A 23,953-nucleotide genomic window follows, 5' to 3' on the forward strand; every position below is an offset into this window, starting at 1 on the left:
GCTGATCGCCATGAACAACTCGTTGGGAAACGCGGCGCGGCTGATCTGGGCCGGGTTGCGTGCCCTGCTCGTCCTCACCGTGGTGACGGGCATCATCTACCCCCTCGTCGTCACGGGAGTCGCCCAGGGCCTGTTCAGCGACCAGGCCAACGGCTCCGAGATCACGTCGGACGGCAAGGTCGTCGGCTCCTCGCTGATCGGCCAGACCTACAACCTGCCGCTGGAGAAGGGCGAGGAGACGGCGGCACCGGACCTGAAGTGGTTCCAGCCCCGCCCGTCCAACGGTCTCGGAACCAACAGCGTCAACACCCAGTACAAGCTGATCCTCTCCGGCGCGACGAACCGATCCGGCGACAACGCCGAACTGATCCAGTGGGTGAAGGATGCCAGGGCCGCCGTGGTCAAGGACACCTCCACCGCCACCTACAAGGTCAAGCCCTCGGACGTGCCGGCCGACGCCGTCACCTCCTCCGGCTCCGGCCTGGACCCGCACATCTCCCCGGAGTACGCGAAGCTCCAGGCCCACCGGGTCGCCGAGAAGAACAACCTCGACGTCGAGCAGGTCGAGAAGCTCGTCGCCGACCACACCGACAGCCGGATCCTCGGCTTCATCGGTGAGCCCCGCGTCAACGTCCTCGAGCTCAACATCGCGTTGAAGCAGCTCACGAAGAAGTGACCCGACGCCCGGGCGGCGGACGGACCACCGCCCGCCGCCCGGGACCGTACGACAGAAAGGCCTGCCGATGACCCGGGTGCTGGTGGTCGAGGACGACCCGCAGCTCGCACGGGCTCTCGTGATCAACCTCAAGGCACGGCAGTTCGAGTGCCTCACCGCGGCGGACGGGAGTACGGCCCTCAGGCTCGTCGGGGAGCACTCCCCGGACGTCGTCCTGCTCGACCTCGGACTGCCCGACATGGACGGCACCGACGTACTGCGCGCGCTGCGCGCCTGGAGCCGCGTGCCCGTCCTGGTGGTCTCCGCCCGCCGGACCTCCGACGAGAAGGTCGCGGCGCTCGACGCGGGAGCCGACGACTACATCACCAAACCGTTCAGCATGGACGAACTCCTCGCCCGGCTGCGGGCGGCGACCCGCAGGACCACACCGGCGGCCACGGGAGCCGCCGGTGACCGGTCGCTGATCGTCAGGACCGCGGCGTTCACCGTCGACCTGCTGGCCAAGAAGGTCAGGCGGGACGGGAACGATGTCCGTCTCACTCCCACCGAGTGGCATTTACTGGAGGTCCTGATCCGCAACCGAGGCCGGCTCGTCGGCCAGAGACAGCTGCTCCAGGAGGTCTGGGGTCCCGCCTACGGAACGCAGAGCAACTATCTGCGGGTCTACATGGCCCAGTTGCGACGCAAGCTCGAACGTGACCCCTCGCACCCCCGCCACCTCATCACCGCCCCCGGCATGGGCTACCGCTTCGAGAACTGAGCCCCTCGAAAACCGAAGCGGTCCCCTCGTGTCGTTGTTGGGCCGAACGGGTGAGGGGCGCGAGGATGGTCCCATGAGCAGGTACGAGAGATACGACGTCACCGACGCGCAGTGGGAGGGCCTGGCCCAGGTCGTCCCCCTGCGCGGTCGTAACGAGTGGCCGTCGCGAGTGGACCACCGCACCGTCCCGAGGGGGCACCGGGCGGCCGAAGCGGCTGCCGCCGCCGAGGCCGAGCAGCGCCGCATGATCGTCCTGCGGGTGCAGGTCTTCGCGGACGCGCGCGAGGTCGCCGAGTACCTCATCGCCCAGATCCCGGTGCTGCTGGATCTGACCGGCGCGGACACCGAAGTGGCCAAGCGCATCCTGGACTTCAGCAGCGGTGTCGTCTTCGGTCTCGGCAGCGCGATGCACCGGGTCGACCGCAATGTCTTCCTGCTCGCACCGGTCGGCACGGAGGTCGAGGGGGCCGCCGCGGCGGCCATCCCCCATACGTAGTCGCTCGTTCGTAGGACGCCCTTTCTGGCGGAACGATTCGCTGTACGAGGCCCTGCGTAGCGTCCCCCACATGGACGCACCCAGCCCGAGCCCAGTCCCTGGCCCGAGCCCGGCCCCCGGCCCGAACCCCGCCCCCGGCCCACGACCGGCGGCGGGCCTACGCCCGGCGGTCACCGAACTCAGGCTCTCCGCCTTCGCGTCGCACCGCGGGGCCGCGTTCCGCCTCGGCCCGGTGACACTGTTCGCGGGTCCGAGCGGCAGCGGGAAGTCGCAGGCGCTGCGCGCGTGCGAGGCGCTGGCGCGGCTGGGCTCGGGGGCCGGGCTCGGCGAGGTGTTCCCCGATCCGGCGGAGTGCGTGCCCGAGCGGACGGGCGTGGACGCCCAGGGCCGCCGGGGATTCAGGCTCGGCTGTGCGGTCGACGGCCCGGCCGGCCGCGTACGGCTCGATCTCGCCGTCCAGGCGGAGCCGGAACTGCGCGTCGTCGGCGAGCGTTTGACCAGCGACGGACGGACGTTGCTGAGCACGGCGCTGCGCGACCCCGCCCGCTCCGTCGTGCAGGCCGCCTGGCACACGGCGGGCAGCGCCACCGTCACCCGTGCCCCGCTGCCTGACGACCGGCTCGGTACGGCGCTGCTCCCGCTGCGCGTCGCCGGCCGGACGGACGGGGAGCTGCGTGTGCTGGCGGCCGCCGAGCAGGTGGTGCTGGGGCTCCGTTCGGTGTTTCCGTGCGATCCGCAGCCCCCGCTGATGCGCGAGCCGGTGGCGCCGGGGGAGGGGCGGCTGCGGCGCGGCTGCGACAACCTGGCGGCGGTGCTGCACCGCACGCGCAGCGAGTGCGGCAGGCGTCATGCGCGCCTGATCGAGGTGGCGCGGGCGGGCTGTGCCGGACCGGTCTCGGACGTGGGCGTCGAGGAGCTGCCGGACGGGACGGTCCGGGCGGTCCTCGGCCGGGCCGCAGGCCGCCGCGCCACTCCGCTCGGACGGCTCGGCGACGGCGAGTTGCGCTATCTGGCGCTCGCTCTGGTCCTGCTCACCGGACCGGGCGTGCTGGCCATGGACCAGCCGGCGGAGGTCCCCGGCGCGCTGCAGTCGCTCACGGTCCTCGCCGACGGTCTGGACCGCTGCCTGGACCGGGCCCAGCTGAGGGAACTGGCCTCGCTGGCCGGGGAGATCTGCGCGGGAGGGCATGTGCGGCTGGTGGGGGCGGTGAGCGACAGCACGTCCGTGCGCGGAATCGAGGGGGTGACCGTGGTGGACCTGGTGTAGATCTGGTGCCGTGACAGAACTTGACGTGAAGACACTTCAGCGCAGACTGGCCGAGTTCGCGGCGGCGCGGGACTGGGGGCCGTACCACACGCCGAAGAACCTCGCGGTGGCGTTGACCGTCGAGGCCGCCGAACTGGTCGAGATCTTCCAGTGGCTGACGCCGGAGGAGTCCGCCCGGGTGATGGACGACCCGGACAAGGCGCACCGGGTGGCGGACGAAGTCGCGGATGTCCTCGCCTATTTGCTGCAGTTCTGCGAGGTGCTCGGGGTCGACGCGCTGGCCGCCCTCGCCGCGAAGATCGACCGGAACGAACTGCGGTTCCCGGCGGCCGGGCGGCCGTCGGACGACTCGTCATGACGGCTTCGTCACTCTACGGAGTGATCGACCTCTCCCCAACCGGCTTCCTGTCCACAGATTTCCGAATTCCTCTGGCTTTTCGTCTGGAGCGCCTTCACTCTGGGTAGTGACTCAGTGGGCAGAAAGTCGTACGAACGGGGGCGGCGCACATGGAAGCGGAGCGGCTCATCGCGACCGGCCGGCACGCACTGGCGCAGAGCCGGGATGCGCTGGATGTCGTGGCGGAGGCCTGGCAGGCCCAGGCCCTCGCCCAGGCGCTGGGGGGCCGACTGGCCCTGCACGGACCACAGGAGCTGAGAGGCGAGGCGCGCGGCCTCTGTGAGGCCGGCGCGCGCGGCTGCGGACCGCTGGACCACCCGTGCGGTGGCGTGCCGAGAGCGGCCCAGCTGTCCGAAGTCTCCGATCTCCAGAAGGCGTTGACCGGCCTGAGCACCCTGCTCGGGGAGGTCGGCATCGCCCTCGTCGGAGTGGCGTGCGCCACGGACGAGGAGGGGCTCTACTGGCAGTGCATCGAGGCGATCGACGCGGCCGACGAATCGAACGACCGCGTCCGTGCCCTGCTCCGCCGCCTTTCCTTACGCGACCGCACCCGCCCCCGCGACCCCGACCGCCTCCACCCTCCCGACCCGGCGACGAGCCCGCCCTGATGGCAGTGACGGCTCGTCACGGTCCGGGCGCCGGTCCGCCCGAGGGTGCCGGGGCGCCCGGCGACGGGACCGGGCGGCGGATGCGGCCCCGGCAGGGTGTGGGGGTACGGAGCACCCCCACGTTCAGCCCCGGGCGCCGTCGTCCGGGGCGGGGGCGGACACGGCGTCCCGGGACTGGAGGTCCGCGTCCAGCTGTGACAGATCCGCGGAGAGCGACGCCATCAGCTCCTCCATCTGCTGCAGCAGCCCCTTGGGTGCCTCGGCGCCCCTCTGCTCGGGCATGGCTTCCTCGGACATGGTGGCCTCCTCGGCCCAGGCCCCTCCCGGCGCGGGAAGGGCGGCACGTACGAAAGCGCACCGGCAGCTTCCGCCGGCGCGCGGGCCGGGCGGTCCGGCTCCGCCGAGGGCAACGATCACGGTCCGACCGGGTCACTGGCATGGACGACGGCGCCCGCCGCGTTGACGGATATTCACCCGACGGCACGTCGGGGTTGACGCACGTTCGACGGTGCAGGATGGATGCATGGACCTCCGAATCTTCACAGAGCCCCAGCAAGGGGCCTCCTACGACACCCTGCTGACGGTGGCAAGGGCCACCGAGGACCTCGGCTTCGACGCCTTCTTCCGGTCGGATCACTATCTGAAGATGGGATCGGGCGACGGGCTGCCCGGCCCCACCGACGCCTGGATCACCCTGGCCGGCCTCGCCCGGGAGACCAAGCGGATCAGGATCGGCACCCTCATGACGGCCGGCACCTTCCGGCAGCCCGGCGTGCTGGCCATCCAGGTGGCCCAGGTCGACCAGATGTCGGGCGGCAGGGTCGAGCTCGGCCTCGGCGCGGGCTGGTTCGAGGAGGAGCACAAGGCGTACGGCATCCCCTTCCCCAAGGAGAGGTCCGCCCGGCTGGAGGAGCAGCTCGCCATCGTGACCGGGCTGTGGGCAACGAAGCCCGGCGAGACGTTCTCGTACGAGGGCAGGCACTACCGGCTGACCGACTCACCCGCGCTGCCCAAGCCCGCCCAGGCCAAGGTGCCGGTTCTCATCGGCGGCCACGGGCCGAGCCGCACCCCCCGGCTGGCCGCGCGGTACGCCGACGAGTTCAACATGCCGTTCGCGTCGCTGGAGGACAGCGAGCGGCAGTTCGGCCGGGTCCGGGCCGCCGCCGAGGAGGCCGGACGCAAGGCCGACGACCTCGTGTACTCCAACGCCCTCGTCGTATGCGTCGGCAAGGACGACGCGGAGGTGGCGCGCAGGGCGGCCGCCATCGGCCGCGAGGTGGCGGAGCTCAAGACCAACGGCCTGGCGGGCTCGCCCGCCGAGGTCGTGGACAAGCTCGGGCGCTACGCCGCGATCGGGTCGTCCCGCGTCTATCTCCAGGTCCTCGACCTGCGGGATCTCGACCACCTGGAGCTCGTCTCCGTCCAGGTCCAGTCCCAGCTGGGCTGAGAGCACCCCCGGGAGTACCAGTGAAGCCCGCCCGCACCCTCGCCGCAGCCCTCGCCGAAGGGCCGCTCGTCCTCGACGGCGGCCTGTCCAACCAGCTTCAGTCGCAGGGCTGCGACCTGTCCGACGAGCTCTGGTCGGCGCGGCTGCTCGCCGACGGCCCCGAACAGATCGAGGCCGCCCACACGGCGTACGCGCGGGCGGGTGCACAGGTGCTCATCACTTCCAGCTACCAGGCGACGTTCGAGGGCTTCGCCCGGCGCGGGGTGGGCCGCGGCGAGACCGCCGCCCTGCTGGCCCGCAGCGTGGAGCTGGCCCGCGCCGCGGCCGAGCGCGCCGATCAGGAGGTCTGGGTCGCGGCGTCGGCCGGTCCGTACGGGGCGATGCTCGCGGACGGCAGCGAGTACCGCGGCCGGTACGGGCTGACCGTGCGGGAGCTGGAGGAGTTCCACCGGCCCAGGATCGAGACGCTGGCCGCGGCCCGCCCCGACGTGCTCGCTCTGGAGACGGTGCCGGACACCGACGAGGCGGTGGCGCTGCTGCTGGCGGCCGAGGGGTGCGGCGTGCCCCTCTGGCTCTCGTACACCATCGCGGGGGAGCGCACCCGGGCCGGTCAGGACCTCGCGGCCGCCTTCGCCCTCGCCGCGTACAACGATCAGGTGATAGCCGTCGGGGTGAACTGCTGCGAGCCCGCCGACGCCGGCCGTGCCGTGGCGCTCGCGGCCCGGGAGACGGGAAAACCGGTCGTCGTCTACCCCAACAGCGGCGAGCGCTGGGACGCCGCCGCGCGGGCCTGGCGGGGCGATGTCACCTTCGACCCGGCCGAGGCGCGCGACTGGACCGGGGCCGGCGCGCGCCTGGTGGGCGGATGCTGCCGCGTGGGCCCGGACCGTATCGCCGCGCTCGCGGCCCGTACAGGTACAGGGCCGTGACGAAATTGCCTGGTCACATCGGGACAGGGAGGGAGATACTCGGACGCGTGTTCCTGACGATCAGCACCACCGGCACCCCCGAGCGTCCCGCCACCGATCTGGGCTTTCTGCTGCACAAGCATCCCGACAAGGCGCAGACGTTCTCCACCTCGCACGGCACGGCCCATGTCCTCTACCCGGAGGCCACCGCCGAGCGCTGCACCGCCGCGCTGCTGCTGGAGGTGGACCCCGTGGCGCTCGTGCGGCGGGGCAAGGGCAAGGGCCGCGGCGGCGCGCCCGACTCCGCGCTCGCGCAATACGTCAACGACCGGCCGTACGCCGCATCGTCGCTGCTCTCGGTCGCGATGAGCACGGTGTTCAAGAGCGCCCTGCGCGGTGTGTGCCAGGCGATGCCGGAGCGGGCGGAAAGCACCCTGCCGCTGCGCATCGAGGTCCCCGCGCTGCCCGCGCGCGGCGGGGCCGAGCTGGTCCACAAGCTGTTCGGACCGCTCGGCTGGACCTCCGTCGAGGCGCAGCCGGTGGCGCTGGACGAGCAGTTCCCGGAGTGGGGCGACTCGCGGTACGTCCGCCTCGTGCTGGAGGGCGAGCTGCGGCTCGCCGACGCCCTGCGCCAGCTGTACGTCCTGCTGCCGGTCCTCGACGACGCCAAGCACTACTGGGTCGCCCCCGACGAGGTCGACAAACTGCTGCGCGCGGGAGAGGGCTGGCTGGCCGAGCACCCCGAGCAGCAGCTGATCACCAGCCGGTACCTCTCGCGCCGCTGGGGGCTGACCCGGCAGGCGATGGAGCGCCTGGAGCTGGTGCGGCTGGCCGAGAGCGACGACCTCGAGGTCGAGGACGTCGACAACGCCGTGGACGAGACGAGAGACACGGAGGAGCGGCCCGTGCCGCTCGCCGAGCACCGGCGCGAGGCCATCCTGACGGCGCTGCGCGCGGCCGGCGCGAGCACGGTGCTCGACCTCGGCTGTGGACAGGGCCAGCTGGTCCAGGCGCTGCTGAAGGACGTGCGGTTCACTGAGATCGTCGGCGTGGACGTATCGGCGCGCGCCCTCGCCGTCGCGGCCCGCCGGCTCCGGCTGGACCGCATGGGCGAGCGGCAGTCCGAGCGGGTCACCCTGTTCCAGGGCTCGCTCACGTACACCGACAAGCGGCTCGGCGGCTATGACGCGGCCGTTCTCAGCGAGGTCATCGAGCATCTCGACCTGCCCCGCCTGCCCGCCCTGGAATACGCGGTGTTCGGCTCCGCACGCCCCCGCACCGTGATCGTGACCACGCCGAACGTCGAGTACAACGTGCGCTGGGAGTCGCTGCCCGCCGGGCACGTACGCCACAGCGACCACCGCTTCGAATGGACCCGCGAGGAATTCCGCCGGTGGGCGGAGCAGGTCGCCGTGCGGCACGGATACGGCGTCGCGTTCGTGGGCGTCGGCGACGACGACCCCGAAGTGGGCGCCCCCACCCAGATGGCCGTATTCACCATGACCAGCGCGACCACGAAGGAGGTGGAGGCGGCATGACCACCACCACCCGCACACTGCCCGTCACCGACCTGTCCCTCGTGGTCCTCGTCGGTGCCACCGGCTCCGGCAAGTCCACGTTCGCCCGCAAGCACTTCAAGCCCACCGAGGTGATCTCCTCGGACTTCTGCCGCGGACTGGTCGCCGACGACGAGAACGACCAGAGCGCGAGCAGCGACGCCTTCGACGTCCTGCACTACATCGTCGGCAAGCGGCTCGCCGCCGGCCGGCTGACCGTCGTCGACGCGACCAACGTGCAGCAGGAAAGCCGCAGACAGCTCGTCCAGCTGGCCCGGCAGCACGACGTGCTGCCGATCGCGATCGTCCTCGACATGCCCGAAGCGGTGTGCGCCGAGAGGAACGCGCAGCGCCCGGACCGGGCCGGAATGCCCGGTCACGTGATCCAGCGCCACCGGCGCGAGCTGCGCCGCTCGCTGCGCGGCCTCGAGCGCGAGGGCTTCCGCAAGGTGCACGTGCTGCGCAGCGTGGAGGAGGTCGAGGCGGCGGAGGTCGTCCTGGAGAGGCGCTACAACGACCTGCGCCACCTGACGGGTCCGTTCGACATCATCGGCGACATCCACGGCTGCCGCTCCGAGCTGGAGACGCTGCTCGCGAAGCTCGGTTATGTGGACGGAGCACACCCTGACGGTCGGACCGCCGTGTTCGTCGGTGACCTCGTCGACCGTGGGCCGGACAGCCCCGGCGTGCTGCGACTGGTGATGGGCATGGTGGCCGCGGGCAACGCGCTGTGCGTGCCCGGCAACCACGAGAACAAGCTCGGACGCTGGCTCAAGGGAAGGCAGGTCCAGCACACCCACGGGCTCGCCGAGACCATCGAGCAGCTGGACAAGGAGAGCGACGAGTTCCGCGCGCAGGTCCGGGAGTTCATCGACGGACTCGTCAGCCACTACGTGCTCGACGAGGGCAAGCTCGTCGTCTGCCACGCCGGACTGCCTGAGAAGTACCACGGCCGCACCTCCGGCCGGGTCCGCTCGCACGCGCTGTACGGCGACACGACCGGCGAGACCGACGAGTTCGGCCTGCCCGTGCGCTACCCGTGGGCCGAGGACTACCGCGGCCGGGCCGCTGTGGTCTACGGCCACACTCCCGTGCCCAACACCTCATGGGTCAACAACACGATCTGCCTGGACACGGGGGCCGTCTTCGGCGGCAGGATGACCGCGCTGCGCTGGCCCGAGCGTGAACTGGTCGACGTACCGGCCGAGAAGGTCTGGTACGAGCCGGTCAAGCCGCTCGCGACCGAGGCACCCGGCGGACACCAGGGCCGTCCGCTCGACCTCGCCGACGTGCACGGCCGGCGGATCGTGGAGACCCGCCACATGAGCCGGATCGCGGTGCGCGAGGAGAACGCGGCGGCGGCACTGGAGGTGATGAGCCGGTTCGCGGTCGACCCGCGGCTGCTCGTGTACCTCCCGCCGACGATGGCCCCCACCGCGACCTCGGGGGAGGAGGCCCGCGGCGGAGACGCTGACGGACCCTTCCTGGAGCACCCGGCCGAGGCGTTCGCGCAGTACAAGGCGGACGGCGTCCAGCGGGTCGTGTGCGAGGAGAAGCACATGGGTTCGCGGGCGGTCGCCCTGGTCTGCCGGGATGCCGAGGCGGCGCGCGAGCGATTCGGTGTGGAAGGGCCCACGGGTTCGCTGCACACCCGAACCGGCCGTCCCTTCTTCGACGACGACGCCGTCACCGAGCAGATCCTCGACCGGCTGCGCACGGCCATCACCGGAGCCGGGCTCTGGGACGAGCTCCGGACGGACTGGCTGCTGCTCGACGCGGAGCTGATGCCCTGGTCGCTCAAGGCGTCCGGACTGCTGCGCAAGCAGTACGCCGCCGTCGGCGCCGCCTCCGCCGCGGTCTTCCCGGGCGTCACGGCCGCCCTCGAAGCGGCGGTCGCGCGCGGTGTCGACACGGGCGGACTGCTGGAGCGCCAGCGTGAGCGGGCCGCGGACGCGGCCGCCTTCACCGAGGCGTACCGGCGGTACTGCTGGACGACAGAGGGACTGGACGGAGTGCGCCTCGCACCGTTCCAGATCCTCGCCGTGCAGGGCCGCTCGCTGGCTGCCGTGCCGCACGACGAGCAACTGGCGTGGCTGGACCGGCTGGTGGACGCGGACGCCGCGACAGCACCGGGTGCCGGATCCGGACTGCTCCAGCGCACCCGCCGGCTCGTCGTCGACACGAGTGACGAGGAGTCGATGCGCGCGGGTGTCGACTGGTGGCTGGAGCTGACCGGCACGGGCGGCGAGGGCATGGTCGTCAAGCCGCTCGAGTCCCTCGTGCGGGACGGCAAGGGCCGGCTCGTCCAGCCCGGCATCAAGGTCCGCGGGCGCGAGTACCTGCGGATCATCTACGGCCCCGAGTACACGCGACCGGACAACCTGACCCGGCTGCGCAGCCGGTTCCTCGGCCACAAGCGGTCGCTGGCGCTGCGTGAGTACGCGCTCGGTCTGGAGGCGCTGGACCGGCTGGCCGACGGTGAGCCGCTGTGGCGGGTCCACGAGGCGGTCTTCGCGGTGCTCGCGCTGGAGTCGGAGCCGGTCGACCCCCGGCTCTGACGCCGACCGGTCATTTCTCCTGTTCATCCCCCGAGTGCCGGGCCGTTACTGCACTCGGGGGAACGACCGGGGGGATCACGGCCTTGGGCTCGTTCTTCCGGGCAGCGGAGTGTCCGCGATTTCTGGAAGGACGGAAGACAGCATGAAGTTGATCGTGCGCGGGAGCCTCGGTGTGTTCATGACGTGCGTGGCCGCGGCGGTGGCGGCGCCGTCCGCCGCGGCCGGGACGCATGTGCCCGTGGCCGTACCCCTGGGCGGCCTGGAGCACGCCCTGCCCCTGGACGCGCCCACGCTGAGGACGGGGGTGCCGGTCCCCCTGCCGGGCGTGCCCGAGGGCCCGCGCTACGTGAAGGGCCGGATGCTGCCCGCGGGCCTCCTGCCCCAGGTGCCCGTGACCACCGAGCTTCCGCCGACGCGGGTCGGGCTTCCGCTGCCCCACCCCCTGAGTGAGAGGGAGAGCGGCACGGCTCAGCTCGTGGTCCCCGTCTCGGACCTGACGACGGTCACCCCGGGCGCGGAGGCCCAACCGCCCCTGACGGCGCCCGGCGGGGCCGACTTCGGCCTCCCCGGAACCGCGTTGCCCCAGGCCGGAATCGTGGCCCCGGTCCTGCGCGGGGAGCCGGGGGCCGTCCTCGGCCTGGGTTGAGCGCCTCGGCGTCACGATCGCGGCCGTCGGCTTCGCCGTGCTGTCCCCAGGTGGACGGCGACTCCGGCATCGGACTCGTCGTCACGGCCGCGTCGCTGCTCTTCGTCGGCCTGATGCCGGTGTCGTCCCGGTGACGCCGGCAGCGGCGGGACATCAGTCCGTGCGTTCGCCGAGTGAACGGGGGTCCCCCCGGTGAGGATGGGGACATGGGATTCCATGTCGACTCCGAGACCGGGCGGCTGCGCCGGGTCATACTGCACAGGCCTGACCTGGAGCTGAAGCGGCTCACCCCCACCAACAAGGACGCGCTGCTGTTCGACGACCTCCTCTGGGTGCGCCGTGCCCGCCACGAGCACGACGGGTTCGCGGATGTGCTGCGCGACCGGGGTGTCGAGGTGCATCTCTTCGGCGATCTGCTGCGCGAGGCCCTGGAGATCCCGGCGGCCAGGAAGCTGGTCCTGGACCGGGTCTTCGACGAGAAGGAGTACGGCCCCCTGGCCACGGACCATCTGCGGGCCGCGTTCGACGCGTTGTCCACGCCGGACCTGGTCGAGGCGCTGGTCGGGGGGATGACCAAGCGGGAGTTCCTCGCGGGCCACTCCGAGCCGACGTCCGTCCGCTTCCACGTCATGGATCTCGACGACTTCCTGCTCGACCCGCTGCCCAACCACCTCTTCACCCGCGACACGTCCGCCTGGATCTACGACGGGGTGTCCATCAACGCGATGCGCTGGCCCGCCCGGCAGCGGGAGACCGTGCACTTCGAGGCGATCTACAAGCACCATCCGCTGTTCACGGGTCCGGAGGCGGGCGACTTCCACCACTGGTCGGAAGGCCAGGACGACTACCCCTCCACCATCGAGGGCGGCGACGTCCTGGTCATCGGCAATGGCGCGGTGCTCATCGGGATGAGCGAGCGCACCACCCCGCAGGCGGTCGAGATGCTGGCCCACAGGCTGTTCGCGGCCGGTTCCGCACGGACGATCGTGGCGCTGGACATGCCCAAGCGGCGGGCGTTCATGCACCTCGATACGGTGATGACCATGGTCGACCGCGATGTCTTCACCCAGTACGCGGGCCTGGGCATGCTGCGCTCGTACACGATCGAACCGGCCGACGGGCAGCAGGCCCTGCGTGTCACCGACCACCCGCCCGAGCACATGCACACCGCCATCGCCGCGGCACTCGGGCTGCGGGACATCAGGGTCCTCACGGCGACTCAGGACGTGCACTCGGCGGAGCGGGAGCAGTGGGACGACGGGTGCAACGTGCTGGCCGTCGAGCCCGGGGTGGTCGTGGCGTACGAACGCAACGTCACCACCAACACCCATCTGCGCAAGCAGGGCATCGAGGTCATCGAGATCCCGGGCAGCGAACTGGGCCGGGGCCGCGGCGGTCCGCGCTGTATGAGCTGTCCCGTGGAGCGGGACGCGGTGGACGAGGGGAGGGCTGACGCGTAGCGAAGCGGAGGCGGCGGAGGTGAACGTGCGGCGACGCCGGGGTGACCGTATAGCAATACAGTGCTTCGTATAGACTTCCAGGAGTCCCCTCATTCGTGACCCAGGAGCAGCCACCATGGCGACACACCTCGCAGGCCGCCACTTCCTCAAGGAGCTGGACTTCACCGCCGAGGAGTTCCGCGGCCTGGTCGATCTGGCCGCCGAGCTCAAGGCCGCCAAGCGCGCCGGCGGCGAGGTCCAGCGACTGCGTGGCAAGAACATCGCGCTGATCTTCGAGAAGACCTCGACCCGTACCCGCTGCGCCTTCGAGGTCGCCGCCGCCGATCAGGGCGCCTCGACGACGTACCTCGACCCCTCCGGCTCCCAGATGGGACACAAGGAGTCGGTCAAGGACACTGCCAGGGTGCTCGGCCGGATGTTCGACGGGATCGAGTACCGCGGGGACAGCCAGGACGCCGTCGAGGAGCTCGCCGCGCACGCGGGCGTACCGGTCTTCAACGGTCTCACCGACGACTGGCACCCCACCCAGATGCTCGCCGACGTGCTCACCATGACCGAGCACAGCGACAAGCCGCTCACCGGTATCGCCTTCGCCTACCTCGGCGACGCCCGCTTCAACATGGGCAACTCCTACCTGGTGACCGGTGCGCTGCTGGGTATGGACGTACGGATCGTGGCGCCCAGGGCTTATTGGCCGTCCGACGAGGTCGTCGCCGCCGCGCGTGCGGCCGCCGCGACCAGCGGGGCCAGGGTCACCCTCACCGAGGACGTCACCGAGGGCGTCGCCGGCGCGGACTTCGTCGCGACCGACGTCTGGGTCTCCATGGGTGAGCCCAAGGAGGTCTGGGACGAGCGGATCAAGGTGCTCGCCCCGTACTCCGTGACCATGGACGTGCTGCGGGCGACGGGGAACCCGGACGTGAAGTTCCTGCACTGCCTGCCGGCCTTCCACGACCTCGGTACCAAGGTGGGCCGCGAGATATACGAGCGCCACGGTCTGACGGAGCTGGAGGTCTCCGACGAGGTGTTCGAGTCCGCCCACTCGGTGGTGTTCGACGAGGCCGAGAACCGTATGCACACGATCAAGGCGGTACTGGTGGCGACGATGGCCGCGGCTCCCGCCCCGGCCTGACAGCCGTACGGTCAGGCCACGGGTGCCGCGCCGCCCAGCGTGAACCACACCGCCTTGCCGTACCTGGTGGGGCGGTGGCCGCAGGCTGTGCTCAGGGTGCGGACGAGGAGCAGTCCGCGCCCGTGCTCCTGCCAGGGATCGGGCCGCTCGGAGCCGGGCGCGTGCGGGCGGCCGAGCTCGCCCGGCGGGGCGGGGTCGGGGTCGTGCACCTCGACCTGGCAGCCCATCGGCAGCGGCTCCACGACCAGCTCGACCGGTTCCGGGCCGGGAGTGTGTTCCACCGCGTTGGCGACGAGCTCCGCCGTGAGCAGCTCGGCCGTGTCGATGTCCGCCGGAGCCTCGACGTCCGCGAGCACCGTACGGACCAGGGCACGCGCGATCGGCACGGCCGCGGTGGTGTGCGGCAGCGCGATGCGCCACGTGTCGGCCGTGTGGGCCGTGGTGGCGGTCGCCGTGGCGGCGGCTTCGGACATGGCAGGTGTTTCCGTTCGCGGTGCTGCGGGGCAATGCTTTCTCCTTAAACTTTACGGAATGAAAATCGCCCGGCCAGGGCCGCTCGGCGGTCTCCGACGGGACCTTGGTCACACGCGCCCCGCGCCACCGCGGCATATCGCGCCCCTGCCACGCTCACACCATGCCCCTATCGCGTTCTCGTGACGGAAGTCATATCCGGGTGATAGCTTCGTGGGGCAGGCAGTAGCCGGCAGCCCGAGGGAGGCCGCGTCCATGAGCCCGTTCCCCAGCTCCGCGTCCCACACCGACGAGTGGCGACATCTACGGCTGACCAGGCAGGACGGCGTCGCCACGGTCACGCTCGACCGCCCCGAGAAGCTCAACGCGCTCACCTTCGGCGCCTATGCCGACCTGCGCGACCTGCTCGCCGAACTGTCCCGGGAGCGATCGGTGCGCGCCCTGGTCCTCGGCGGCGAGGGGCGCGGGTTCTGCTCCGGCGGCGATGTCGACGACATCATCGGTGCCACGCTCGCCATGGACACCGCCCAGCTCCTCGACTTCAACCGGATGACCGGGCAGGTCGTACGGGCCCTGCGCGAATGCCCCTTCCCCGTGATCGCGGCCGTGCACGGCGTCGCGGCGGGTGCGGGCGCGGTGCTCGCGCTCGCCGCGGACTTCCGGGTCGCCGATCCGTCCGCCCGGTTCTCGTTCCTCTTCACCAAGGTCGGGCTGTCCGGCGGCGACATGGGCGCGGCGTATCTGCTGCCGCGGGTCGTCGGGCTCGGCCACGCCACGCGGCTGCTGATGCTGGGCGAGCCGGTCCGGGCCGCCGAGGCCGAGCGGATCGGCCTGATCAGCGAGCTGGCCGAGGAGGGCCGGGCCCACCAGGCGGCCGAGGCCCTCGCCCGGCGCCTCGCGGACGGCCCCGCCCTCGCGTACGCCCAGACCAAGGCACTGCTCACGGCGGAGCTGGACATGCCGCTCGCCGCGGCGGTGGAGCTGGACGCGGCGACGCAGGCGCTGCTGATGAACGGCGAGGACTACGCGGAGTTCCACGCGGCGTTCACGGAGAAACGCGCGCCGAAGTGGCGGGGGCGGTGACGATGCCGTCGTACGCGGGCGAGCCCCGCGGCACCTCCGACGCCGACGGCGAGCCGACCCCGCAACCCGAGCCTCCCCGCAGTGCCGAGGTGCCACTCCGCCGCGTGGAGGGCGAGCCCTCGGCGCCCCGGGCGGGCTCAGAAGGAGCCCCGCCGGCGGCCGACGCAGGGCGGATCGGGGACGCGGCGCCCGCAACGGGGTTCGGGGCGCAGCCCCGGTCCCCGATGTCCGGGCGAAGCTCCGGGGGAGCGCGGGGCGGGCAGCGGCCCGCCGCGGACGACGCCCCCCTCCGCGTCGCCGTCATCGGCGGCGGACCCGGTGGGCTGTACGCCGCAGCCCTGCTGAAGCGGCTCGACCCCGACCGCGAGATCACCGTGTGGGAGCGCAACGCCCCCGACGACACCTTCGGCTTCGGTGTCGTCCTCTCGGACGAGACCCTCGGCGGCATCGAGCACGCCGACCCCGCCGTCTACCGGGCGCTCCAGGACGAGTTCGTACGCTGGGACGACATCGACATCGTCCACCGGGGCCGCACCCTCACCTCGGGCGGGCACGGTTTCGCCGCGCTCGGCCGACGGCGGCTGCTGGAGATCCTGCACGGGCGGTGCGCGGAGCTCGGCGTACGGCTCCGGTTCCGCACGCAGGCGCCGCCCGCCGCCGAGCTCGCCGCCACCCACGATCTCGTCATCGCCGCCGACGGCGTACACAGCCTCACCCGCGCCGCGCACGCGGAGACGTTCAACCCCCGCATCACCACCCACCGCTGCCGCTACATCTGGCTCGCCGCGGACTTCGCCTTCGACGCGTTCCGCTTCGAGGTCGCCGAGACCGAGCACGGCGTGATGCAGCTGCACGGCTACCCCTTCTCCCGCCCGTCGCCGGACCACCGCCCCTCGACCAGCCTCTCCGGGCCGCAGGATCAATCCGGCCGCAGCACCGTCATCGTGGAGATGCGCGAGGAGGTCTGGCGGGCCGCCGGGCTCGACGAGTGCGACGAGCAGCAGTCCGCCGAACGGTGCGCCAAAATCTTCGCCGACGCCCTCGGCGGACGGCCCCTGCGGGGCAACGCCTCCACCTGGACCGCCTTCCGCACCGTCGTCAACGACCGCTGGTCCCACGGCAACACGGTGCTGCTCGGCGACGCCGCCCACACGGCGCACTTCTCCATCGGCTCCGGCACCAAACTCGCCGTCGAGGACGCGCTCGCCCTCGCCGCCTGCATCGAGGAGCAGCCCGCACTCCCCGAGGCACTCGCCGCGTACGAAGCCGAGCGCCGGCCCGTCGTCGAATCCACCCAGCGTGCCGCCGCCGCCAGCCTGCGCTGGTTCGAGGACCTCGCCACCTATCTCGGCCAGCCACCCACCCAGTTCGCGTTCAACCTCCTCACCCGCAGCCGCCGCGTCACGCACGACAACCTGCGGCTGCGCGACCCCGACTTCACCGCCTCCGTCGAGCGGGACTTCGGCAGTGCGCCGGACACGCCCCCGATGTTCACCCCCTTCCGGCTGCGCGGACTGACCCTGCGCAACCGTGTCGTCGTCTCACCCATGGACATGTACTCCGCCGAGGACGGCGTCCCCGGCGACTTCCACCTCGTCCACCTCGGCGCCCGCGCCCTCGGCGGCGCGGGACTGGTCATGACCGAGATGGTCTGCGTCAGCGCACAGGGCCGCATCACCCCGGGCTGCGCCGGCCTCTACACCGACGAACAGGCCGCCGCCTGGCGCCGGATCACCGACTTCGTCCACGCTCGCTCGCCGGGCACCGCCATCGGCGTCCAGCTCGGCCACTCCGGCCGCAAGGGCTCCACCCGGCTCATGTGGCAGGAGATGGACGCCCCGCTCCCCGACGGCAACTGGCCCCTCGTCGCCGCCTCACCGCTCCCGTACCGCCCCGGCGTCAACCAGATCCCGCACCAGCTCGACCAGGCCGGACTCGCCGACATCCGCGGCCAGTTCACCGCGGCCGCCACCCGCGCCGCGCGCAGTGGCTTCGACCTGCTGGAACTCCACTGCGCGCACGGCTACCTGCTCTCCGGCTTCCTCTCCCCGCTGACCAATCAACGCACCGACGCCTACGGTGGTTCCCTCGCCGCCCGGCTGCGCTTCCCGCTCGAAGTCTTCGACGCGGTCCGCGCCGTCTGGCCCGACGACCGGCCCATGACGGTCCGGATCTCCGCCACCGACTGGGCGGCGGGCGGCACCACCGCCGCCGACGCCGTCCGGATCGCCCGCGCCTTCGCCGAGCACGGCGCCGACGCCATCGACGTCTCCACCGGCCAGGTCGTCCCCGACGAACGCCCCGAATACGGCCGCTCGTACCAGACCCCGTACGCCGACCGCATCCGCAACACCCTGCGCGTCCCGGTCATCGCCGTCGGCGCGATCTCCTCCTGGGACGACGTCAACTCCCTGCTCCTCGCGGGCCGCGCCGACCTCTGCGCCCTGGCCCGCCCCCACCTCTACGACCCCCACTGGACCCTGCACGCCGCCGCCGACCAGAACTACACCGGCCCGGCCGCCCCCTGGCCGCTCCCGTACCGCGCGGGCAGCCGCAAACCCCCGACGGGCCGCACGGACGCGCCGAAGCCGCGCCTCACGCTGCCGTAATACTGCCGCAGCGCCGGTGAGAGCCCGCTCACGCCGCCGCCGGGTCGTCCGGTTCCACGAACTGTGCCCCCGCGTCCCGCAGCCGCTCGTGCAGCCCCGCGAAGACCGCCGCCGAGCGCGCGCCCGGCCAGCCCGACGGAAGGAGCTCCTCCGGCAGGCCGGGGTCCGCGTACGGCAGTCGACGCCAGGAGTCGAGGGCGAGGAGGTAGTCGCGGTAGGCCTCGTCGGCCGGGGCGCCGGTGCGCGACTCCCAGGCCCGCAGGACCGGTTCGTGGGCGTCCAGGAACTCCTCGTGCTGCTTCGCGACGGCCGCCAGGTCCCACCAGCGCCCGACCGCCTCCGCCGTCGCGGTGAAGCCCAGGTGCTCGCCGCGGAACAGGTCGACGTACGGGTCGAGCTGGAGGCGGCGCAGGGTGTGGCGGGTCTCCTCGTAGAAGCGGGCGGGGGCGATCCACACGCCGGGCGCGGCCGTGCCGAAGCCCAGCCGGGCCAGCCGGGATCGCAGCAGGTGACGCTTGTGGCGTTCGGCCTCGGGGACGGAGAAGACCGCCAGCACCCAGCCGTCGGAGAGCTCCGGCGCCGGGTGCCCGTAGATGCGGCGGTCGCCGTCGTCGAGGAGCTGGCGGGCGTCGTCCGACAGGGCGTATCCGGCGGCCCCGCCCGCCGTGCGCTGCGCGACGAGCAGCCCGCGCCGCTTGAGCCGGGAGACCGACGAGCGTACGGACGGCGCGTCGACACCGACCGCGCCCAGCAGACGGATCAGCTCCGCCACGGCCAGCGATCCGGCGCGCTCGCGTACGTACGCGCCGTACAGGGTGACGATCAGGGAACGGGGGGTGTGCTGCTCGGCCACGTGATCACTCTAGGGCCCGCGGCTCCGGGTCCCGCAGCCGGAAGCGCTGGAGCTTGCCCGTGGGCGTGCGGGGGAGCGCGTCGAGGAAGACGATCGCGCGCGGGCACTTGTACGGCACCAGCCGGGCCCTGACGTGCTCGCGCAGTTCCTCCGCCGTCGCCTCGTCGCGCCCGACCCCCTCGCGCACCACCACGTACGCCGCCACGATCCGGCCCCGCAGTTCGTCGGGGCGGCCGACCACCGCCGCCTCCACCACGGCGGGGTGGTCCAGCAGCGCGTCCTCGACCTCCGGGCCCGCGATGTTGTACCCGGCCGAGATGATCATGTCGTCGGCGCGGGCGACGTAGCGGAACCACCCGTCGGGCTCCCGTACGTACGTGTCGCCGGTGAGGTTCCAGCCGCCCCGCACGTACTCGCTCTGCCGGGGGTCCGACAGATACCGGCAGCCGACCGGTCCGCGCACGGCGAGCAGCCCCGGCTCCCCGTCGGGCACGGGTTCGCCGTCGCGGTCCACCACCCGCGCCTGCCAGCCGGGCACCGGCACCCCCGTCGTGCCCGGACGGATGTCCCCGTCCGCCGCGGAGATGAAGATGTGCAGCAGTTCGGTGGCGCCGATGCCGTTGATGATGCGCAGTCCGGTCCGTTCGTGCCACGCCTGCCAGGTCGCGGCCGGCAGGTTCTCGCCGGCCGACACGCACCGCCGCAGGGATGCCACGTCGTACGCGTCGAGCTCGTCCAGCATCAGCCGGTACGCCGTCGGCGCCGTGAACAGGACCGAGACCCGGTGCTCGGCGATGGCGGGCAGCAGCTGCCTGGGGCCCGCCTGTTCGAGCAGCAGCGCCGACGCCCCCGCCCGAAGCGGGAAGATCACCAGCCCGCCGAGCCCGAAGGTGAAGCCGAGCGGCGGGCTGCCCGCGAAGACGTCGTAGGGCGTGGGCCTCAGCACCCGCGCCGCGAACGTGTCGGCGACGGCCAGCACATCCCGGTGGAAGTGCATGCACCCCTTGGGCCGTCCGGTGGTGCCGCTGGTGAACGCGATCAGCGCGACATCGTCGGCGGCGGTGGCCACGGGGGTGTACGACGACGGTTTCCCGTCCGCCAGCCGCAGCAGATCGTCCGGCGCGTCCCCGCCGTACGCCGTGATCCGCAGGCCCGGCACCTCGGCCTTGACCAGGTCGTCGACCGAGCGGATGTCGCACAGCGCGTGCCCGACCCGTGCGATCGCGCACATCGTGGCGAGCTCCTGCGCGCGCTGCTGGGCCAGTACGGTGACGGCGACCGCGCCCGCCTTCATCACCGCGAGCCAGCAGGCCGCGAGCCAGGGGGTGGTCGGGCCGCGCAGCAGCACCCTGCCGCCCGGCTCCACGCCCAGGTCGTGCTCCAGGACGTGCGCGATCCGGTCGACGTGGTCGCGCAGTTCACCGTACGTCCAGACCGCCCCGGTGCTCCCGTCGCGGAAGACCGGCCGGTCGGCCCCGTACCGCGCGATCGTCGCGTCCAGCAGCTCCGCCCCGCAGTTGAGCCGCTGCGGATAGCGCAGCTCGGGCAGTTCGGGCGGGTCGAGAAGCAGCCGGGGCCACTGCTCGGCGGGCGGGAGATGGTCGCGCGCGAAGGTGTCGCGGTGGGCCGAGGGTGTCAGCTCCATGTTCGCCCCCTTGTCGTGGTGGGGTCGCACATGGAGCGTATCGTGATGGTGACGACAGTCAACGGTACGCGATAGATACGTCAACGCGTCGCAAGAGGGGGCTCGGATGTCCGCATTCTCTCTCGATCCGGTACAAATCGCCTGGTGCGCCACGTTGCGCACTTTGGCCGCCGAGCGTCTGCGACCCCTCGCGGAGAAGGGCGAGCCCGGCCGCGTCAACCGCCCGCTCCTTGCCGCACTCGGCGAACTCGGCCTGCTGAAGCGCCTGTTCAGCGATGGCGGCGCCCTCGATCTGTGCCTGCTGCGCGAATCGCTCGCCCACGGCTGTACGGAGGCCGAGACCGCGCTCGCGCTCCAGGGCCTCGGTACGTACCCGCTCGTCCAGGCCGGCACCGCCGCGCAGCGCGAACGCTGGCTGCCGGAGGTGATCGCGGGCCGCGCCGTCGCCGCCTTCGCGCTCAGCGAGCCGGACGCCGGATCCGACGCCGCCGCGCTCGCACTCGAAGCGGCCCCCGACACCGGCACCAGCGCAGGCACCGGCGGCAGCACCACCACCGGCGCAGGCGGCACCGGCTGGCGGCTGACCGGCGAGAAACGCTGGATCTCCAACGCCCCCGAAGCCGACTTCTACACCGTCTTCGCCCGCACGGGTGAGCGCCCCGGCGCCCGGGGCGTCACCGCCTTCCTTGTCCCCGCCGACCGCCCCGGACTCACCGGCAGCGCGCTGGAGATGCTCTCCCCGCACCCGATCGGCGCCCTCACCTTCGACGGCGTCCCCGTCACCCGCGACGACGTCATCGGCGAGCCGGGCGGCGGTTTCCGGGTCGCCATGACGACCCTGAACCTGTTCCGCCCCAGCGTCGGCGCCTTCGCCCTCGGCATGGCGCAGGCCGCGCTCGACGCGACACTCACGCACACCACCGAGCGGGTCGCCTTCGGCGGGCGGCTGAAGGACCTCCAGGCCGTCTCGCACAGGGCGGCCGAGATGGCCACCCGCACGGAGGCGGCCCGGCTGCTCGTCTACGCGGCGGCGGCCGCGTACGACTCCGGCGCGGCGGATGTGCCACAGCGCTCCGCCATGGCGAAACTGTTCGCGACCGAGACCGCGCAGTACGTCGTCGACACCGCCGTGCAACTCCACGGGGCCCGCGCCCTCCAGCGCGGCCATCTGCTCGAACACCTCTACCGGGAGGTCCGGGCGCCGAGGATCTACGAAGGTGCCAGCGAGGTCCAGCTGAGCATCATCGCGAAGGAGCTCTACGCATCCGCGCAGCAGGGAAGGACGCCGACGCCCGATGAGTCTTGAACGGATCAACCCACCCGGACTGTCCCCCGCCAGCGGTTTCTCGCACGCGGTCGCCGCGACCGGCTCCCGGCTGGTCTTCCTGGCCGGGCAGACCGCACTCGACGCCGAGGGCAAGGTCATCGGGACCGGCCTGGTCGACCAGTTCGAGACGGCCCTCTCCAACCTCCTCGCCGCCCTGGCCGCGACCGGCGGCACCCCGCACGACCTGGCCCGCGTCACCGTCTACGCCGTCGACGTCGCCGACTACCGGGCCCACGCGGCCGAACTGGGGCGGGTCTGGCACCGGCTGGCGGGTCGCGACTACCCCGCGATGGCGGTCATCGGGGCCGTACGCCTCTGGGACGAGCAGGCGCTCGTCGAACTGGACGGAATCGCCGTACTGCCGTGAAGCCGCCGCGTCCCGGGCCCGCCCGCCGGGCCGGCGACCCGACCGCGTGATCGACCGCCTGACAGGCCGCCTGACCGGCAGGTGACTAGACCGGCGGCTCGACGGGCGACTCGACTGGCGAGGCCTCCGGCCGCGGCCTACGGTCGAATGGCGGACTCAGCCGTCCGCCGACCCTCCGCCAAGGGCGTACGCGCCATGCCCAGCTCGCAGCCGATTCCCACCAGACCGCGCGCCACCGCCCCGGAGCGGGGCGACGGCAGCCCGATGGCGTTGTTCGTCATCGCCTCCTGTCAGCTGATGGTGGTCCTCGACGTCACCGTCGTGAACATCGCGCTGCCGCACATCCAGCGCTCCCTGGCCTTCTCCACGGCGAACCTCTCCTGGGTGGTGAACGCGTACACGCTCACCTTCGGCGGCCTGCTCCTCCTCGGCGGCCGAGCGGGCGACATCCTCGGCCGCCGCCGGGTGTTCGCCTTCGGGGTCCTGCTCTTCGTCCTCGCCTCGCTGCTCGGCGGACTGGCCCAGAACTCCGCACAGTTCCTCGCCGCCCGCGCCCTCCAGGGCGTGGGCGGCGCCATCGCCTCCCCGACCGCCCTCGCCCTGATCAGCACGACCTTCAGAGAAGGCCCGGAACGCAACCGGGCCTTCGGCGTCTTCGCCGCCGTCTCGGCCGGCGGCGGCGCCATCGGTCTGCTCGTGGGCGGGGTGCTCATCGAATGGGCCGACTGGCGCTGGGTGCTGTTCGTCAACGTGCCCATCGGTCTCCTCGTCGTGCTCGCCACGCCCCGCTGGATCAGGGAGTCCGAGCGCCGTCCCGGCCGCTTCGACCTCGCGGGCGCGCTGCTGTCCACGGCCGGCATGGTGCTCCTGGTGTACGGCTTCGTCCGCGCGGCGCAGCACGGCTGGCGGGACGGGCTCACGGTGGCGGCGTTCATCGGGGCGGTGACGCTCCTCGCGCTGTTCCTCCTCGTCGAACGCCGCTCCAGACAGCCGATCACCCCGCTCCACCTGTTCGCCGACCGCAACAGGGCGGGGGCGTACGGGATGATGCTCTGCCTCGCCGCCGCGATGTTCGGCATGTTCTTCTTCCTGACCCTCTTCGTACAGAACGTCCTCGGCTTCGGCCCGCTCCACACCGGCCTCGCCTTCCTGCCTGTCAGCACGGTCGTCGCGCTGAGCGCGGCCACGACGTCGCACCTCCTGCCGCGCTACGGCCCCAAGCCGTTCATGGTGACCGGAGGCCTGCTCGTGGTGGCGGGCCTGACCTGGCTGACGCGGGCCGACGCCCACTCCACCTATCCGGGCAGCGTCCTCGGCCCGCTGCTCCTCTTCAGCCTCGGCATGGGCATGGAGTTCGTCTCGCTCACCCTGACGGCGCTCTCCGACGTCCCCACCCACGAATCGGGCGCGGCCGCCGGACTCCTCAGTGCGCATCAGCAGATCGGCGGCTCGCTCGGACTGTCCATCCTGATCACGTCGTTCGGCACGTCCGGCGCCGACAAGATCCTCACCACCGGCGCCTCGTCGGCCTTCACCGTGGGTGCGGTGTTCGCGTCCGTCGCCGTGCTGATCGCCCTCTTCGTCATCCAGACGCGCCGTTCGGACATCGAGCGCCTCAACGGCGACCACACCCCTCGGAGGTGACCGCTCGGTACCCGGAGACTGTCAGAGGCGGCGCGTACGGTCG

The 23,953-nt window shown here is 72.2% G+C and carries 22 protein-coding genes; 18 read left to right on the forward strand and 4 right to left on the reverse strand.

What is annotated here, in order from left to right; all coding sequences use genetic code 11:
* Positions 1–10: 10 nt before the first annotated feature.
* The 6 genes from ABT342_RS15020 to ABT342_RS15045 all read left to right on the forward strand — a co-directional run bounded on the left by ABT342_RS15020 (position 11) and on the right by ABT342_RS15045 (position 4,204).
* Positions 11–676, forward strand: coding sequence for a potassium-transporting ATPase subunit C (locus ABT342_RS15020; RefSeq protein WP_351572521.1), 666 nt, complete (start codon positions 11–13; stop codon positions 674–676).
* A gap of 67 nt (positions 677–743) precedes the next feature.
* On the forward strand, positions 744–1,436 hold the full coding sequence (locus tag ABT342_RS15025; RefSeq protein ID WP_351572523.1) for a response regulator: 693 nt from the start codon (positions 744–746) through the stop codon (positions 1,434–1,436).
* 73 nt (positions 1,437–1,509) lie between these two features.
* A complete protein-coding gene (locus ABT342_RS15030) occupies positions 1,510–1,932 on the forward strand; it encodes a cell division protein SepF (RefSeq protein WP_351572525.1) in 423 nt (140 codons plus the stop codon).
* 70 nt (positions 1,933–2,002) lie between these two features.
* Positions 2,003–3,199, forward strand: coding sequence for an AAA family ATPase (locus tag ABT342_RS15035; protein WP_351572527.1), 1,197 nt, complete (start codon positions 2,003–2,005; stop codon positions 3,197–3,199).
* A gap of 10 nt (positions 3,200–3,209) precedes the next feature.
* Positions 3,210–3,557, forward strand: coding sequence for a nucleotide pyrophosphohydrolase (locus ABT342_RS15040; protein WP_351572530.1), 348 nt, complete (start codon positions 3,210–3,212; stop codon positions 3,555–3,557).
* A 149-nt stretch (positions 3,558–3,706) separates the two neighbouring features.
* Positions 3,707–4,204: a DUF6099 family protein gene (locus ABT342_RS15045; RefSeq protein WP_351572533.1), complete on the forward strand. Its 498-nt coding sequence runs from the start codon at positions 3,707–3,709 to the stop codon at positions 4,202–4,204.
* A gap of 123 nt (positions 4,205–4,327) precedes the next feature.
* Here ABT342_RS15045 and ABT342_RS15050 read toward each other — a convergent pair whose 3' ends face one another.
* Complete coding sequence (locus ABT342_RS15050) at positions 4,328–4,501, reverse strand: hypothetical protein (protein WP_351572536.1); 174 nt, start codon at positions 4,499–4,501, stop codon at positions 4,328–4,330.
* Between the two features lie 226 nt (positions 4,502–4,727).
* Between ABT342_RS15050 and ABT342_RS15055 the strand changes: the two genes are divergently transcribed.
* The 7 genes from ABT342_RS15055 to argF all read left to right on the forward strand — a co-directional run bounded on the left by ABT342_RS15055 (position 4,728) and on the right by argF (position 13,911).
* Positions 4,728–5,651, forward strand: a complete 924-nt coding sequence (locus tag ABT342_RS15055) for an LLM class F420-dependent oxidoreductase (RefSeq protein WP_351572539.1) — start codon at positions 4,728–4,730, stop codon at positions 5,649–5,651.
* Between the two features lie 20 nt (positions 5,652–5,671).
* The gene (gene mmuM, locus ABT342_RS15060) at positions 5,672–6,580 is read left to right on the forward strand and encodes a homocysteine S-methyltransferase (protein WP_351572542.1); all 909 of its coding nucleotides are present in this window, start codon (positions 5,672–5,674) and stop codon (positions 6,578–6,580) included.
* 47 nt (positions 6,581–6,627) lie between these two features.
* On the forward strand, positions 6,628–8,097 hold the full coding sequence (locus ABT342_RS15065) for a 3' terminal RNA ribose 2'-O-methyltransferase Hen1 (RefSeq protein WP_351572545.1): 1,470 nt from the start codon (positions 6,628–6,630) through the stop codon (positions 8,095–8,097).
* Positions 8,094–10,673, forward strand: a complete 2,580-nt coding sequence (locus ABT342_RS15070; protein ID WP_351572548.1) for a polynucleotide kinase-phosphatase — start codon at positions 8,094–8,096, stop codon at positions 10,671–10,673. Before ABT342_RS15065 ends, ABT342_RS15070 begins: the two co-directional genes overlap by 4 nt.
* A gap of 142 nt (positions 10,674–10,815) precedes the next feature.
* A complete protein-coding gene (locus ABT342_RS15075; protein ID WP_351572550.1) occupies positions 10,816–11,319 on the forward strand; it encodes a hypothetical protein in 504 nt (167 codons plus the stop codon).
* Between the two features lie 206 nt (positions 11,320–11,525).
* Complete coding sequence (locus ABT342_RS15080) at positions 11,526–12,779, forward strand: arginine deiminase (protein ID WP_351572553.1); 1,254 nt, start codon at positions 11,526–11,528, stop codon at positions 12,777–12,779.
* 115 nt (positions 12,780–12,894) lie between these two features.
* Positions 12,895–13,911 (forward strand): ornithine carbamoyltransferase, encoded by a 1,017-nt coding sequence (gene argF / locus ABT342_RS15085; protein ID WP_351572555.1) that lies wholly within the window; start codon positions 12,895–12,897, stop codon positions 13,909–13,911.
* Positions 13,912–13,922: 11 nt separating this feature from the next.
* Here the strand turns inward: argF and ABT342_RS15090 are convergent, their stop codons facing one another.
* Complete coding sequence (locus tag ABT342_RS15090; RefSeq protein WP_351572558.1) at positions 13,923–14,384, reverse strand: ATP-binding protein; 462 nt, start codon at positions 14,382–14,384, stop codon at positions 13,923–13,925.
* Positions 14,385–14,637: 253 nt separating this feature from the next.
* Between ABT342_RS15090 and ABT342_RS15095 the strand changes: the two genes are divergently transcribed.
* Both ABT342_RS15095 and ABT342_RS15100 read left to right on the forward strand, forming a co-directional pair.
* A complete protein-coding gene (locus tag ABT342_RS15095; protein ID WP_351572561.1) occupies positions 14,638–15,465 on the forward strand; it encodes an enoyl-CoA hydratase family protein in 828 nt (275 codons plus the stop codon).
* Positions 15,466–15,689: 224 nt separating this feature from the next.
* Positions 15,690–18,074, forward strand: a complete 2,385-nt coding sequence (locus ABT342_RS15100; RefSeq protein WP_351572563.1) for a bifunctional salicylyl-CoA 5-hydroxylase/oxidoreductase — start codon at positions 15,690–15,692, stop codon at positions 18,072–18,074.
* Between the two features lie 28 nt (positions 18,075–18,102).
* On the opposite strand, the gene ABT342_RS15105 is transcribed toward ABT342_RS15100, so the two are convergent.
* Both ABT342_RS15105 and ABT342_RS15110 read right to left on the reverse strand, forming a co-directional pair.
* Positions 18,103–18,927: a PaaX family transcriptional regulator gene (locus ABT342_RS15105; protein ID WP_351572566.1), complete on the reverse strand. Its 825-nt coding sequence runs from the start codon at positions 18,925–18,927 to the stop codon at positions 18,103–18,105.
* 4 nt (positions 18,928–18,931) lie between these two features.
* Positions 18,932–20,572: an AMP-binding protein gene (locus ABT342_RS15110; protein ID WP_351572569.1), complete on the reverse strand. Its 1,641-nt coding sequence runs from the start codon at positions 20,570–20,572 to the stop codon at positions 18,932–18,934.
* Positions 20,573–20,678: 106 nt separating this feature from the next.
* Between ABT342_RS15110 and ABT342_RS15115 the strand changes: the two genes are divergently transcribed.
* From ABT342_RS15115 to ABT342_RS15125, 3 genes are all read left to right on the forward strand, one after another.
* Entirely contained in the window at positions 20,679–21,878 is a 1,200-nt protein-coding gene (locus tag ABT342_RS15115; protein WP_351572571.1) for an acyl-CoA dehydrogenase family protein, read from the forward strand.
* The gene (locus tag ABT342_RS15120) at positions 21,868–22,266 is read left to right on the forward strand and encodes a RidA family protein (protein WP_351572574.1); all 399 of its coding nucleotides are present in this window, start codon (positions 21,868–21,870) and stop codon (positions 22,264–22,266) included. Before ABT342_RS15115 ends, ABT342_RS15120 begins: the two co-directional genes overlap by 11 nt.
* Before the next feature lie 264 nt (positions 22,267–22,530).
* Positions 22,531–23,910: an MFS transporter gene (locus tag ABT342_RS15125; protein WP_351572823.1), complete on the forward strand. Its 1,380-nt coding sequence runs from the start codon at positions 22,531–22,533 to the stop codon at positions 23,908–23,910.
* The last annotated feature ends 43 nt before the right edge of the window (positions 23,911–23,953 follow it).

The organism is Streptomyces sp. NPDC000410 (assembly GCF_040300305.1).
In the GTDB taxonomy this organism is placed as follows: Bacteria; Actinomycetota; Actinomycetes; order Streptomycetales; family Streptomycetaceae; genus Streptomyces.

Excerpts from the sequence above, each read along its gene's own strand:
- argF (WP_351572555.1), top strand. The coding sequence starts at position 12,895 with ATGGCGACACACCTCGCAGGCCGCCACTTCCTCAAGGAGCTGGACTTC.
- ABT342_RS15120 (WP_351572574.1), top strand. The coding sequence starts at position 21,868 with ATGAGTCTTGAACGGATCAACCCACCCGGACTGTCCCCCGCCAGCGGT.
- ABT342_RS15125 (WP_351572823.1), top strand. The coding sequence starts at position 22,531 with ATGGCGTTGTTCGTCATCGCCTCCTGTCAGCTGATGGTGGTCCTCGAC.
- ABT342_RS15030 (WP_351572525.1), top strand. The coding sequence starts at position 1,510 with ATGAGCAGGTACGAGAGATACGACGTCACCGACGCGCAGTGGGAGGGC.
- ABT342_RS15115 (WP_351572571.1), top strand. The coding sequence starts at position 20,679 with ATGTCCGCATTCTCTCTCGATCCGGTACAAATCGCCTGGTGCGCCACG.
- ABT342_RS15050 (WP_351572536.1), bottom strand. The coding sequence starts at position 4,501 with ATGTCCGAGGAAGCCATGCCCGAGCAGAGGGGCGCCGAGGCACCCAAG.
- ABT342_RS15080 (WP_351572553.1), top strand. The coding sequence starts at position 11,526 with ATGGGATTCCATGTCGACTCCGAGACCGGGCGGCTGCGCCGGGTCATA.
- ABT342_RS15045 (WP_351572533.1), top strand. The coding sequence starts at position 3,707 with ATGGAAGCGGAGCGGCTCATCGCGACCGGCCGGCACGCACTGGCGCAG.
- ABT342_RS15100 (WP_351572563.1), top strand. The coding sequence starts at position 15,690 with ATGTCCGGGCGAAGCTCCGGGGGAGCGCGGGGCGGGCAGCGGCCCGCC.
- ABT342_RS15090 (WP_351572558.1), bottom strand. The coding sequence starts at position 14,384 with ATGTCCGAAGCCGCCGCCACGGCGACCGCCACCACGGCCCACACGGCC.
- ABT342_RS15035 (WP_351572527.1), top strand. The coding sequence starts at position 2,003 with ATGGACGCACCCAGCCCGAGCCCAGTCCCTGGCCCGAGCCCGGCCCCC.
- ABT342_RS15055 (WP_351572539.1), top strand. The coding sequence starts at position 4,728 with ATGGACCTCCGAATCTTCACAGAGCCCCAGCAAGGGGCCTCCTACGAC.
- ABT342_RS15095 (WP_351572561.1), top strand. The coding sequence starts at position 14,638 with ATGAGCCCGTTCCCCAGCTCCGCGTCCCACACCGACGAGTGGCGACAT.
- ABT342_RS15110 (WP_351572569.1), bottom strand. The coding sequence starts at position 20,572 with ATGGAGCTGACACCCTCGGCCCACCGCGACACCTTCGCGCGCGACCAT.
- ABT342_RS15075 (WP_351572550.1), top strand. The coding sequence starts at position 10,816 with ATGAAGTTGATCGTGCGCGGGAGCCTCGGTGTGTTCATGACGTGCGTG.
- ABT342_RS15070 (WP_351572548.1), top strand. The coding sequence starts at position 8,094 with ATGACCACCACCACCCGCACACTGCCCGTCACCGACCTGTCCCTCGTG.
- ABT342_RS15020 (WP_351572521.1), top strand. The coding sequence starts at position 11 with ATGAACAACTCGTTGGGAAACGCGGCGCGGCTGATCTGGGCCGGGTTG.
- ABT342_RS15025 (WP_351572523.1), top strand. The coding sequence starts at position 744 with ATGACCCGGGTGCTGGTGGTCGAGGACGACCCGCAGCTCGCACGGGCT.